Raw genomic sequence first — 13,481 nt, forward strand, 5'->3', positions numbered from 1 at the left:
AATCGCAGCTTCAAGGATTACGACGACATCCTTGATGCCTGCACATCGGCCTGGAAGCACTTTATTGCCGATGTGGAGCGGGTGATGTCACTTTGTAGCCGAGATTGGATAAAACTGACCTAATGTTTAATCCGATTGGTATGAGACCCCATCGGCTGTTGTGGCCTCCGAAGGCGCGGTATTGGCGGATGACGTGGCGGATCACCATCTGGGTCAGGCGCAGTACCATGTCCAGCCGCTGCGCCATGGCGAGCAGGGTATCACTTGGCAGCACGGTGCCGTCGCTGCTGCAAAAGCGGGGATAGATCTCGTGATAGGCGAGCATGCCGCGATGCAGGGGCTGGATAGGCTGGCAGGTGAAGCTGATGCTCTCCTGCTCCAGCAGATCGGTCAGCACCTGGGTCCAGTGACGCTGACCCTGCACCTCGACCACCTCGTCGTTCTGCTGGATGGCCCAGCCATTGACCACCTCTGTCTGGGCACGGGCCAGCGCGAGATCCGCCCGGGCCAGAATGGCCTCTATCTTCTGCTCGCTGCTCAGGCGGGTCATGCCCGAGTAGGCGGCACTCTCGAGCTCGTGATCGTGCTGATAGCGATCGAAGGCGAGCTTCAGATCCCGTCCCAGCAGATGGGGCGGGATCTGGGCCAGGGGGGGCAGCAGGACGGCAAAATCGGCCCCCGAGATGCGATAGACCCGGTGGCCCGGGAAGCGGCTGACGGTGTGGCTGATGAGGGCGGCGATGTCCCGGATGTAGGCATCCCCGGACTGGAAGCCGCGCTGGGCGTTGAGGGTCCCGAGCTCGGTGGCGCGGATGAGCACCAGGATGGCGGTCTGGGTGTTTTCCTGTTGCAGCAGCTCGGTCAGATCGCGCCGGAAGGCGTGGCGGTTGCCAAGGCCCGTCATCTCGTCCCGGGTCGCCTGATTGTGCAATTCGGTGATCTGGCGGTGGGCATCGATCTCGGCCTCATTGAAGGACGCAAGGAGCTGGCGCAGAGCCGTTTGTGCCTGTACGCTGTCGAGCATGGCGGGATCCCGCTGCTGCAGCGCCAGCAGCCAGCGTTGCTCCTGCCTTGTCTTTTCCCCACGGCGCACGCTGTGGGTGAGAAAGAGCAGCAGGGCGAATCCCGTCAGGGTGGTCATCAGGACCAGCAGCAGGGTGAGCGGTGAGGCGGGGGGGGCGAGCAGCACTCCCTGCAACAGCAGCATGGGAATGCAGACCAGTGCGCTGACCAGCAGCAGGTTTCCCTCATGTTTATTCAACATCGTTTCATCCTTGATGATGTTCATGATGTAGAAATTCTAACCAAGTCGCTGGCGCAAAACATGAGTACTCACGCAACTCCACGATAAAGCGCCGACGGAATGCAACTAAATGTGAGTGAAAACACTTTCATGGTCTGTAAAAAAAGCGAAGATGGGTTGAAAACAGCCCCAACAGAGCAGAGGTAGATATGTTGCTAGAACCCGTAGACACCGCCAAAGCACGGCAACTATTGAATCAGAGTATGGCCTTGGTGCTCGCAGGGGGACGGGGCAGCCGCCTGAAGCAGTTGACCGATAACCGCGCCAAGCCCGCCGTCCACTTTGGCGGCAAATTCCGTATCATCGACTTCGTGCTCTCCAACTGCATCAACTCCGGCATCCGCCGGGTGGGTGTGGTGACCCAGTACAAGTCCCACAGTCTGTTGCGTCACCTGCAATCGGGCTGGTCTTTCCTGCGCTACCAGATGAACGAGTTCATCGACTTGCTGCCCGCCCAGCAGCGGGTGGACGAGGTGCACTGGTATCGCGGCACCGCAGACGCCATCTACCAGAACGTCGACATCATCCGTGACTACGGTCCCAAGTACATCGTGGTGCTGGCGGGGGATCACATCTACAAGATGGACTACGCCGCCATGCTGCTGGATCACGTGCGCCTCGGCGCCAAGGTGACGGTGGCCTGTATCGAGGTACCACGCTGCGAGGCATCGGCCTTCGGCGTGATGGACATCGACGAGCAACGCAAGATCCGCGCCTTCGTGGAGAAACCGGCCAATCCGCCCGCCATGCCGGGCTGCGAGGATCGCTCGCTGGCCTCCATGGGCATCTACATCTTCGAGGCGGAGTACCTCTACCAGTTGCTGGAAGAGGACATCCACAACCAGGAGTCCAAGCACGACTTCGGCATGGACGTGATCCCGCGCATCGTGGGAGAGGGCAAGGCCTTTGCCCACCCGTTCAACATGTCCTGTGTCGGGGCCAAGGAGGGGCAAAAACCCTACTGGCGCGACGTGGGGACCCTGGATTCGTTCTGGGAGGCGAACATGGACCTTGCCTCCGTGGTGCCCGAGCTCGACATCTATGACGAGAACTGGCCCATCTGGACCAGCCAGAACATGTCGCCACCGGCCAAGTTCGTACAGGACAGAAACGGCCAGCACGGCATGACCATCAACTCCATGTTCGCGGGGGGCTCCATCGTGAGCGGCTCCTTCGTGCTCAACTCGGTGCTGTTCACCAACGTGCGGTTGCACTCCTTCTGTACCCTGGATCAGGCGGTGATCTTCCCCGGGGTCGAGATCGGGGCTGGTTGCCGCTTGCGCCGGGTGGTGGTGGACAAGGGGTGCAAGCTGCCAGACGGCCTGGTGGTGGGGGAGAACGCGGACGAGGATGCACGCCGCTTCTACCGCTCCGAGCAGGGCATCGTGCTGGTGACCAAGCCGATGCTAGCCAAGCTCGGCTAACTTCGTCGACACAGACAAAAAAAGGGAGCCCTGGGCTCCCTTTCTATTGGTGGTCGATTTATTTCTCGCTGACCAGGGCCTTGCCGGCCATCACCATGGCGGTGCCATGCTTGCCACCGGCAGCGGTCACTTGCGGGACGCCATCTTCGTCGGTGTCGCTGCCGGCCCCCTCGATGACGTTCTCGCCGGAGTCGCCGATCCACTCGGCCATCTGCATGCCGCCGTTGACGGTGCCGCGGAACCAGCTCACGTAGCGCTGGGTCAGCTGGGCCAGTTCAAGCTCGGGTGCCTTCTCGGCCCCTTCGTTGCGCAGGTTCAGCATGGCAGAGCGCAGGGCGCCGGAGATAGCGGCCTGGGTCCAGGGGGTGTATTCACCCTGCTTGCCGGCGAGCCAGGTACCGGCCTTGGCATTGAAGTAGGCCTTGTCGGCGGCGATGAAGAGCTCGCGAGCCGCGGTGCGGTACTTGGCATCCGAGGTGGCCAGGAAGGCGGCGGTCAGGCCGCGGATGGCGGCGAACTGCGCGTCGATGGACTGACCGGCGTCAAGCTTGCCGCCCAGGGTCAGACCGTCATGGACCAGGCCGTTCTTGCCCTTTAGGTTGGCGAGGATGAAATCGGCCTGCTTGCGGACCAGTGCGATCGCCTGCTCACCCTGTGGGGTCTTGAGGTTCAGCTCGCCATTGTCACCGGCGGCGTAACCCACCGGTAGCGCATCCTGGGCGCGCTGGAAGATCTGTAGGGCGACTAGGGCGTAGGCGGCGTCGAAGGTGGTGACGTGCCCGGCCTGTTTGCCAGCCTGCCAGCTGTCGACCAGGGTGCCAGCCTTGGGCTCGAAGTGCAGGGCCAGCAGGTTCTTGAAGGTGAGGTTGGAGAGGTTCAGGGCCAGGGAGAAGGCATCGCTGCCCGCCACCGCCTTGCCCAGATCGTTGGTCTGGTTGGCAGCCGGAGCGGCGGCGAACGGGGCACCGTCAAACACGGCGTGGAAGGCCGGGTTCTGATTGGTGTTGGCCGTGCGCTGATCGCTGAAGGCGTAGAACTCGGAGAGGGGCCACAGCAGCATCCAGGCGTCGCGCAACTGGGCGGAGCCGTCCACGACCTCCAGCTTGCCGATGGCACCGGCGTCGTTCTTGCTGGTCTCGGTCACTTTCACCTGATGAGGGAAGTAGACAACCCCCTTGGCCGGATCGTACTGCGGGGTGATTTTGGCGCCCAGGGTCTTGCCGTCAAAGCCGAGCTGATCTTGCAGGATGGCGAGCTTGTCGATGGACTGCTCGGTCAGCATCATGCCGTTGAAGCCGTCGGCGGCAGAAACTCCCAGCTTGTGCTTGCCGTCCTGATCCATGGTGGCGGACGCGGCTTCCACCTCTTCATCGGTCTCGGCCACGTGCATGCCCCCCAGGAAGTCCTGGGACCACATCACTTCCTTGAGCAGGATGCCGCCCACGGCGGCCGGGACCAGCAGGTTGTCACTGCCGCTCCAGCGCAGGGTGGCGTAGTCGCGGAAGTAGGCGGGGACCTGGGTCTTGACGCTCTTCTCGTTGCCCTTGGCGGTCTTGATGGTGATCTGGTCACCGTTGACCGGGGTGGCGTTCACGGCCTGGGCGAACTCCGGGTTGGCGGAGGCGTAGGGCAGGGAGAGGGGATACATGCCCTGGGGAATTTCATCGGCGGGGAAGCCGACGGCCTCGGCCATGGCCAGTACCCGTTTGCCCAGGTCGGCCAGGGTGCCGCCACGGGCCTGGTTTTGCGGCCCGTTTACCAGATGGGGGCCCATGCCGGACTGGTAGTTGAGGGCGTACATTGCCTCTTCGGAGTATTCATAGGATTCGATGCCGGCGGCGAAGTCGAACGGGGTCGGCTCGTCGGCGCGGTTGGCGTCCAGCACATCCAGATCCAGACCGAGGGCCTCGGCCAGCGGCTCGCCGGAGAGCTCGAATTCGGTGTAGGCCAGCATGTTGGCGGCGGTGTTGAACGTCTTGTCCTCCACCTTGACGGCAGCCTGTGCGGCGCTGCTGAGGAGTGCGCAGGCGATCGCCTGCACCAGTACGGTTTTTCTCATGTCCTTCTCACCATATTGTTGATTTTATTATGACGCTTCTCATGAATCTAAATGAGAATGGTGTGCATTATGGGGCAAAGGGCGGGGCTTGAGAAGAAAAAAACCGCGCCCCGGTGGGGTGAAGAGGAGAGGCGCGGCGGCAGGCGTCACATCAGTTTGAAAGGGATGACCAGTCGGCCCGGCTCCACCTTGAGGGCTTCGACCTTGTCCTTGATCCGCGCCTCGTTCTGGCGGCTGCCATCGAGCCGGTAGACGGGGGTCTGGGAGAGGAACAGGGAGAGGGACTGGTTGAAGGTGGGCAAGAGCGGGGAGAGGGCGGTGCCCACGTCCGCCGGCTCGGTCTTGACAGAGATGAGCTCGAGATCGCGCAGATAGATGGCGCCCTGTTCGGCCACGTAGTCGGGGCGGGCACTCAGGGAGAGGCGGATCTTCATCTGCTGGCTGCCCAGCGGGCTCGCCACCTGCAGCTCGCCGGCGGCATCCAGCTCGACCTTGTCGGCCTGGCTGCGGCCGATGCGGCTTTGCATGTCATCGAGTCGGATCTTGCTCGACATGATGCCGGGGATCCCCAGCTGTTTCTCGAAGGCGACTCGCTCCTTGAGGTACTGGTTGATCTCTCCTTCACTGACGCTGTATTGGGTCAGCGAGCAGGCCGCCAGCAGCAGGACGAAGGGGAGCAGAAGCAGGTGTTTCAACATGGGAGGGTTCCATTTTCGGGGCTGTCACAAGAGGTGGCGCCATCTTAGAGGCAAAGTGGGTTGGCCGCCAGTGGGGCCGCCCTGACCGGTTTCTGTCGCATCCCCCATATGGGGATGGCAATCCGTTTTCATTCGAGTAGCTATTTCCCTTCACCGCCAGCAGGCCCGCCCTGGCGTCATCCCCGACATACCCACAGACAAGCTCCTGTTTTAACGATGCAAAATCCCATTGACCCCGCGATTTCAAAGCGAGTATTTTACCGCCGCACAAAGTCAAATTGATAATCATTATCATTTTGAATCTTCTTTGAGGGTATGACGTGAAGACTCGAGTAATGGACAATGGCACACCTGCCGAGGCGAAGATGTCGCCTGATTTCTTGTTTACCTCGTGTCAGGGCACGATCAGTGCCACTGACCTGGGGCAACCCATCACCACCCCCGCCTGCGAGTGGCCCCTGCTGGCACAGCAGATAACCCTGGCCCTCGATGCCGCCAGGGCTGCCGGCTAGACCAACCCTCTGCTGATCGGTGCTTTTGCGTTCGACCCGGCGGAGGCCTCCTGCCTCTATGTGCCCGGCAACTATAAGCGGGGCGAGAAACTGGCCCCGACAGAGCCGTCATCGGTGACAGCGGTTGAGCAGGCCCCCGAGGCCAACGGGGTCATCTCGGTGCAGAGCACCCCGCCGGCCAGCGAATTCCAGGCCTCGGTCAGTGCGGCGCTGGATGCGTTTGCACAAGGTCGGCTCGCCAAGGTGGTGCTGTCGCGCAAACTCACCCTTACCCTGCACCAGCCCGCTGACCCTAAGCAGGTGATGGCCCGTTTGATGGCCCAGAATCCCCACGCCTTCCACTTCTCCCTGCCGCTCGGCCAGGGTCGCCGACTGCTCGGTGCCAGTCCGGAGCTGCTGCTGCGGGTCAGCGGGGGAGAGGTGTTCACCCACCCGTTGGCGGGTTCCGCCCGTCGGGCGAGCGAACCGGCGCAAGACGAAATGGTGGCCCGGGATCTGCTGGCTTCTCGCAAGGATCAGCATGAACACAAGTTGGTGATCGACGAAATCCGCCGGGTGCTGACCCCCCACTGCCGCGAGCTGGCGATCCCCGCTCATCCCTCGTTGATGAGCACAGATACCCTCTGGCATCTGGGCACCCCCATCGCTGGCCGGCTCAATGGCGGCGAGGCATCGGTGCTCTCCTTGGCCTGCCAGCTGCATCCCACCCCGGCCCTGTGCGGCTATCCCACTGATCTGGCCCGCCAGTTCATCCGCGAGCAGGAGCCCTTCCGGCGCGCCCTGTTCAGCGGCATCGTTGGCTGGTGCGACAACCAGGGCAACGGCGAGTGGGCCGTGGTGATCCGCTGCGGCGTGCTCGATGGCCATCAGGTCGAGCTGTTTGCCGGCGCCGGTATCGTCGCGGGCTCGGATCCCGCCATGGAGTGGGCCGAGACCGGCACCAAGCTGGGCACCATGCTCAAGGCACTGGGCCTGGGCTTGGAGGTGGCGCAATGAGCCAATTCAACCGCTTCCTGCCCTATACCCGCTGGCCCGACGAATTGGCCCAGCGTTACCGCGCCAAGGGTTATTGGCGCGGCGAGCCGCTGACCGCCATGCTGGCGCGTCAGTGCGAGCTGGCACCTGACGTCGAGGCCATCCTCTGCGGTGAGCGTCGCTTCAGCTATGGCGAGCTGGACGCCGCCTCGAGCCGGCTGGCCGCGAATCTGGCCTGCCACGGCCTGGGGGTGGGGGATACCGCGCTGGTGCAGCTCCCCAACGTGGCCGAGTTCTATCTGGTGTTCTTCGCCATGCTCAAGGCCGGCATCGCGCCGGTCAACGCGCTCTTTAGCCACAACCGGCTGGAGCTGGCCTCTTACGCCGAGCAGATCCGGCCCCGCCTCTTTATCGGCTCGCTGACCCACCCGCAGTTTGCGAGCAAGGGTCGCGAGAGCGAGCTGCTGGCAAGCATCGGCGCCGAACTGGTGCTGCTGGATGGCGACGCAGGAGAGTTGGGGCTGACCCGCTGGCTTTGCGAGGGGGATGAGGGGAGCTCCCCATCCGTTTCTTTTGCCCCGACCCCGGCGAACGAGGTGGCCTTCTTCCAGCTCTCCGGTGGCAGCACCGGCACCCCCAAGCTCATCCCCCGCACCCACGATGACTACCTGTACAGCGTGCGCCGCAGCAATGAAATCTGTGAATTGGGGCCCCATACCCGCTATCTGTGCGCCCTGCCGGCGCCCCACAACTTCCCCCTGAGCTCCCCTGGCGCCCTGGGGGTGTTCGAGGCGGGCGGCACTGTGGTGCTCGCCTCCGACCCCAGCCCCATCAGCTGTTTCCCGCTGATTGCCCGCCACCGGGTCAATCTCACCTCGCTGGTGCCGCCGGCGGTCTCGCTCTGGCTGCAGGCCGCGGAAGCGGATCCCACAGCGCGCACCCAACTGGCGAGCCTCGACTTGCTGCAAGTGGGCGGCGCCAAGCTGGGGGAGGCGGTGGCCAGCAAGATTGGGCCGCTGCTCGGTTGCCGGCTGCAGCAGGTGTTCGGCATGGCGGAAGGGCTGGTCAATTACACCCGGCTGGACGACCACGACGAGAAGGTGATCCATACCCAGGGCTGCCCCATGAGCCCGGACGACGAGGTGCGCATCCTCGATGAGGCGGGCAATCCGGTTGCCCCCGGCGAGTCTGGCGCCCTGCACACCCGTGGCCCCTATACCTTCCGCGGCTACTACCAGAGCCCGGCCCACAACGCCCGGGTGTTCGATAGCGAGGGTTTCTACTGCTCCGGCGACCTGGTAGTACAGGATGCCGATGGCTACCTCACCGTGGTGGGGCGGCAGAAGGATCAGATCAACCGGGGCGGCGAGAAGATCGCGGCGGAAGAGGTGGAAAACCAGCTGCTGCACCACCCTGCCATCACCCATGCGGCCCTGGTCTCCATGCCCGACAGCGCCATGGGGGAGAAGAGCTGCGCCTTTATCGTCAGCACGGATCCCGCCTTGAAGCCGCTGGCCTTGCGCAAGTTTCTGCGCGAGCGCGGGGTGGCGGACTTCAAGCTGCCCGACCGTTTCGAAACCCTGGATGCCCTGCCCATGACGGCGGTGGGCAAGATTGACAAGCAGGGGCTGCGGGCGCGCATTGCGCACGCCATCGCCGCCAGCAAACCCCTGACAACAGCATAAAACTAAAAAGGAATCATGACGTTATGGCTATCCCAACCCTGAACAATTACGCCATGCCCAGCCAGTGGAAGGCCAACAAGGTCAACTGGTCTCTGGATCCCAAGCGCGCCGCCCTGCTGATCCACGACATGCAGGAGTACTTCACCGCCTTCTATGGCGAAAACAGCCCGCTGATTGCGGCGCTCACCGAGCAGCTGGCCGCCGTGCGCAAGCAGTGCAAGGCCCTCGGCATTCCGGTCTTCTACACCGCCCAGCCCAAGGATCAATCCCCTGAAGATCGCGCCCTGCTGAGCGACATGTGGGGCCCGGGTCTCAACAAGCGGCCCGAGCAGCAGCAGGTGGTGGCAGCGCTGCGCCCAGAGCGGGACGACACCGTGCTGGTCAAGTGGCGCTACAGCGCCTTCCAGCGCTCCGAGCTGGAGCAGATGCTCAAAGCGCTGGGGCGGGATCAGCTGATCATCGGCGGCATCTACGGCCATATCGGCTGCATGATGACCGCCTGCGACGCCTTCATGCGCGACATCCAGCCCTTCTTCCTGGCGGACGGGGTGGCGGACTTCTCCCTGGCCGACCACCAGATGGCGCTCGACTACGTGGCGACCCGTTGCGGCAAGGTGATCCCCTGCGAGGAGGTGCTGGCCCTCGCCCCTGCCTCCGCTTCTGCCGCCCAGACCAGTCAGCTGCCCACCAATCCGTTGCTGACGTATGAGGGGCTCAAGGCGCGGCTGCTGAGTCATATCGACGAGGATGAAGGGGAGTTTGACCCTGACGAGAACCTCATCGACTACGGTCTGGATTCGGTGCGGATCATGGCCCTGCTCACCGAGTGGCGCGCCGCCGGGGTGGAGCTCGGCTTCGTGGATCTCGCCAAGCTGCCGACCCTCAACGGCTGGTGGCGCCTGATCGAAGCCAGGCTGGCAGCCCAGGCGCTGGAGGTGACCCCATGAATCGCTTCCCCTTGACCATCCCCCAGCAGGGGCTCTGGTCCGGACATCTGCTCAACGACGACAAGGCGATGTTCAACACCGCCGAGTGCATCGCCTTCGACGGCAAGGTCGAGGCGGCCGTGCTGGCCGCGGCCCTTGCCAAGGCGGTAGGGGAGTGCGAGGCGCTCAAGGGCCACTTCGAAGACGATAAGGAGGCGGTCTGCTTCGTCTCGCATGAGCTGCCCCTAGCCTATGAAGAAATCTCCCTCGAGCACGATGACGAGACGCTGGCCCGCGCCTGGGCCTGGGCCGATCTGCGCCGCCCGTTCGAGCTGACCCAAGAGGCACCCTGCCGTTTCGCCCTGCTGCGCGGCCCCGGCCGCGATTATCTCTACAGCTGCGTGCACCACATCGCCCTCGACGGCTTTGGCACCACCTTGCTGTTCCAGCGCATCGCCGAACTGTATGCAGAGGGGCTGGCCGGTGAGATGAACTCCCCATCCCCCTTCGGCTCGTTGGCTGAAGTGCTGGCAGAAGAGGCGAGCCGCGAGCAGAGCGGCAAGAACGACGCCGCCCGCGCCTTCTGGCAGGAGCAGCTGCAAGGCTGGCCCGAGGTGAAGTCCTTTGGCGAGACCCGCGCACCGATCGCCGCCGAATTTATCCGCGAGAGCCGTCCGCTGCCGGCGGCGCTCTGGCAATCCCTGACCGGCTTTGCCGACGAGCACAAGCTGGGTTGGCCCGATCTGCTGCTGGCCGGTCTCTCGGCCCAGCTGTCGCTGTCGAGCGGCCAGGATAAGACCCTGCTCGGCCTGATGATGATGAACCGCATCGGCTCGGCGTCGCTGACCGTACCCTGCATGCAGATGAACATCACCCCCCTTGCTCTGGAGCTCGAAGAGGGGCTGGATCTGGCGGAGGCCGCCGGCGCCGTGGCCAAGGCCAAGCGCGGGGTGCGCAAGCACCAGCACTACCGTTACGAGCTGTTGCGCCGCGACCTTGGCCTGGTGGGGGGCGACAAGCGGCTGTTCGGCCCGCTGGTCAACATCATGCCGTTTGATCACGCTCGCCGCTTCGGGCCGCTATCTGCCCATATTCTCAACATCAGCGCCGGCCCGGTGGAGGATCTCACCATCGAGGTGCAGGTTGGCGTTGATGGCCAGCCCAGACTGGATCTGGACGCCAACCCCGGCTGCTACCAGCAGGGGGATCTGGCAGCCATCGCCGATACCCTGTTTGCCCTGCTGGGCCGCTGGCTGGCCGAGCCTGCCCGGACTCTGGGGACGCTCAAGGCCGACTGGCTGGCCGAGCAGCGAGCCAGCGCCCTGATCGCCGGCCCCTCCCATGAAGTGATCAAGGCTCGGCCTGTGCTGGAGGCGCTCTGCCATTTCGCCGCCCAGACCCCGGACAAGATTGCCTTGATTCAGAGCACGGCGCAGGGAGAGGCCCGCTTCAGCTACGAGGCGCTGCTGGCCAGAGCCGAACAGATGGCGGCCGCCCTGCAAGCCGCAGGCGTCGTCCCCGGCGACAAGGTGGGGGTCATGCTGGCCCGCACCCCCCAGGCCATCTTCGCCCAACTGGCGGTACTGCTGGCGGGCGCCGTCTATATGCCCCTCGACCCCGAGCAGCCGCTGGAGCGTCAGGGCCATATCCTGCGACTGGGGGAGGTCAAGACCCTGATCACCCAGGCCGAGTACCGCCACAAGCTGGCCAGCCTGTTTGAGGGGCGCACCCTGCTGGCGGGGGATCTGGTGAGTGATAACCGCTTGAACCAGCCGGCCGCCGGCCGCGCCGTCGCCTACCTGATGTTCACCTCGGGCTCGACCGGCCTGCCCAAGGGAGTGGCGGTGAGCCACGGCGCGCTGGATCACTTCGCCGCCGCCGCCCACTGCCGTTATCACCTGGATGAAGAGGCGCGGATGCTGCAATTCGCCCCCTTCAACTTCGACGCCAGCATCGAGGAGGTGTTCGCCACCCTGAGTGCCGGTGCCACCCTGGTGCTGCGCACCGACGCCCTGCTTGAATCCATGCCCGCCTTTGCGGCCGGGGTGGAGCAGATGGGGATCACCCACCTCGACCTGCCCACCGCGTTCTGGAACGAGTGGGTGGTGGCGCTGACGGCGGGTCAGGCCCACATTCCTGCCGGGCTTACCGCCGTCATCATCGGCGGCGAGGCGGTCTACCCCGAGCAACTGGCCCAGTGGCAGCGCCAGGGCCGCTCCGATGTGCGCCTGTTCAACACCTACGGCCCCACCGAAACGACCGTGGTGGTGACCACCCAGGAGCTGCAACAGGAAGACCCGAGCCAGGCCCAGTTGCCCATAGGCCTGCCGCTGCCCGGCATGCAGGCGCTCATCCTGGGGGCGGGGGAGCAACCCGCCAAGGAAGGCGAGCTGGTGCTGCTCGGCCCGCAGCTGGCCAACGGCTATGTGGGGGGCGTGCAAGGGAGCTTTGGCACCCTGCGGGTTGGCGCGGAGCAGATGCCCGTCTATCGCACCGGCGATCGGGTGCGCCTGGTGGATGGCCGGCTGGTCTATCTGGGTCGGCGCGACAACGAGTTCAAGATAAGCGGCTATCGCATCCAGCCCGGTGAGGTGGAGGCCCAACTGCTGGCCCTGCCGGGGGTGGACGAGGCGTGCGTGCAGGGGGTGAGCATCGGCAGCGTGCGCCGGCTGGTGGCCTTCGTGGCGGGGGCGGAGCGCGACAGCCGGGTCATCAAGGCGCAACTGGCCAAGGTGTTGCCCGCAGCCATGATCCCCACCGACTATCGCCACTATGACCAGCTGCCCCGCACCGGCTCCAACAAGCTGGATCGCAAGGCCCTGCTGGCCGCCTACCAGGCGGGCGGCGAAGCCCTGACCCTGGGCAGCGAGACCGAGAACCGGGTCGGCGCCATCTGGCAGCAGATCCTGGGGCTCGCCACCATGGCGCCCACGGACAACTTCTTCGAACTGGGGGGCCAGTCCCTGCAGACCATCCAGATCGTCAACCGGCTCGGCGCCGAGTTCGGGGTGCAGGTCAAGGTCTCTGACGTGTTCGATCACCCGCGCCTCGACGACTTCTGCCGTTTCCTCGACGGCCTGCTTGCCGAGGACGAAGAGAGCGTGGAGATGGTGTGGTGATGGATAAGGAGCAACAAGCAATGACCTTTGATTTCACTGGCAAGCGGGTCTGGGTGACCGGAGCCGGGCGCGGCATCGGCCGTGAGGTGGCGACGCAGTTCGTGGCGGCCGGCGCATCCGTGGTGGGGCTGGATCTGGCGTTTCCCGAAGCTGACTACCCCTATGCCACCCGGCTGCTCGATATTGGCGACTCGAAGGCGGTCAACGCCTGCTGCGCAGCGCTGCTGGCGGACGGCGGGCTCGATGTGCTGGTGAACGGGGCCGGGGTGCTGCGCCTCGGCCCCACCGAGACTCTGAGCGATGACGACTGGCACGACTGCATGACGGTCAACGCCAGCGGTGTCTTCTATCTGCTGCGGGCCCTGGTGCCCCACTTCAAGGGGCAGCGGCGCGGTGCCATCGTCACCATCGGCTCCAACGCCGCCCATGTGCCGCGCATGCAGATGGCGGCCTATTGCGCCTCCAAGGCGGCGGTCACCAGCCTGACCCAGACGGTGGGGCTGGAGCTGGCCCCCTTCGGCGTGCGCGCCAACCTGGTGTCGCCGGGCTCGACGGATACCCCCATGCTGCGCGGCATGCTGCCAAGCGAGGAGGCCATGGCCCGCACCATTGCCGGGTTGCCGGAGCAGTTCAAGCTCGGCATCCCCTTGCGCAAGGTCGCCACCCCGGCGGAGATCGCCCATACCGTCCTCTTCCTGGCCTCGGATCTGGCCAGCCACATCACGCTGCAGGATCTGGTCGTCGACGGCGGCGCCACCCTGAGTGCCTGAGGCTTGAGAA

The 13,481-nt window shown here is 64.6% G+C and carries 7 protein-coding genes and 3 pseudogenes; 7 read left to right on the plus strand and 3 right to left on the minus strand.

From position 1 onward, the window contains the following. Positions 1 to 123: pseudogene (locus J9889_RS24330) on the plus strand (IS630 family transposase); the annotation flags it as partial. 55 nt (positions 124 to 178) lie between these two features. Here the strand turns inward: J9889_RS24330 and J9889_RS24335 are convergent. Further along, a pseudogene (locus J9889_RS24335) lies at positions 179 to 1,288 on the minus strand (diguanylate cyclase); the annotation flags it as partial. Positions 1,289 to 1,452: 164 nt separating this feature from the next. On the opposite strand from J9889_RS24335, the gene glgC reads away from it, so the two are divergent. Further along, positions 1,453 to 2,727, plus strand: coding sequence for a glucose-1-phosphate adenylyltransferase (glgC, locus tag J9889_RS22020; protein WP_210558209.1), 1,275 nt, complete (start codon positions 1,453 to 1,455; stop codon positions 2,725 to 2,727). A gap of 58 nt (positions 2,728 to 2,785) precedes the next feature. On the opposite strand, the gene J9889_RS22025 is transcribed toward glgC, so the two are convergent. Together J9889_RS22025 and J9889_RS22030 are read right to left on the minus strand one after the other, a co-directional pair. Beyond that, positions 2,786 to 4,786 carry a hypothetical protein gene (locus tag J9889_RS22025; protein ID WP_052815266.1) on the minus strand — a complete coding sequence of 667 codons (2,001 nt, stop codon included), beginning with the start codon at positions 4,784 to 4,786 and terminating at the stop codon, positions 2,786 to 2,788. A 146-nt stretch (positions 4,787 to 4,932) separates the two neighbouring features. Beyond that, the gene (locus J9889_RS22030; protein ID WP_010674432.1) at positions 4,933 to 5,484 is read right to left on the minus strand and encodes a lipoprotein; all 552 of its coding nucleotides are present in this window, start codon (positions 5,482 to 5,484) and stop codon (positions 4,933 to 4,935) included. A 320-nt stretch (positions 5,485 to 5,804) separates the two neighbouring features. On the opposite strand from J9889_RS22030, the pseudogene J9889_RS22035 reads away from it, so the two are divergent. The 5 genes and pseudogenes from J9889_RS22035 (at position 5,805) to amoA (ending at position 13,471) form a co-directional block, all read left to right on the plus strand. Beyond that, a pseudogene (locus tag J9889_RS22035) lies at positions 5,805 to 6,992 on the plus strand (isochorismate synthase). Then, the gene (locus J9889_RS22040) at positions 6,989 to 8,656 is read left to right on the plus strand and encodes a (2,3-dihydroxybenzoyl)adenylate synthase (RefSeq protein ID WP_010674434.1); all 1,668 of its coding nucleotides are present in this window, start codon (positions 6,989 to 6,991) and stop codon (positions 8,654 to 8,656) included. Before J9889_RS22035 ends, J9889_RS22040 begins: the two are co-directional and overlap by 4 nt. A gap of 23 nt (positions 8,657 to 8,679) precedes the next feature. Further along, positions 8,680 to 9,603: an amonabactin biosynthesis bifunctional protein AmoB gene (gene amoB, locus J9889_RS22045; protein ID WP_010674435.1), complete on the plus strand. Its 924-nt coding sequence runs from the start codon at positions 8,680 to 8,682 to the stop codon at positions 9,601 to 9,603. Then, complete coding sequence (gene amoF, locus J9889_RS22050) at positions 9,600 to 12,701, plus strand: amonabactin biosynthesis non-ribosomal peptide synthetase AmoF (RefSeq protein WP_210558211.1); 3,102 nt, start codon at positions 9,600 to 9,602, stop codon at positions 12,699 to 12,701. Before amoB ends, amoF begins: the two co-directional genes overlap by 4 nt. 20 nt (positions 12,702 to 12,721) lie before the next feature. Then, complete coding sequence (gene amoA, locus J9889_RS22055; RefSeq protein WP_010674437.1) at positions 12,722 to 13,471, plus strand: amonabactin biosynthesis protein AmoA; 750 nt, start codon at positions 12,722 to 12,724, stop codon at positions 13,469 to 13,471. Positions 13,472 to 13,481 lie beyond the last annotated feature (10 nt).

This window comes from Aeromonas sp. PrichA-15 (assembly GCF_017939245.1).
Classification (GTDB): domain Bacteria; phylum Pseudomonadota; class Gammaproteobacteria; order Enterobacterales; family Aeromonadaceae; genus Aeromonas; species Aeromonas caviae.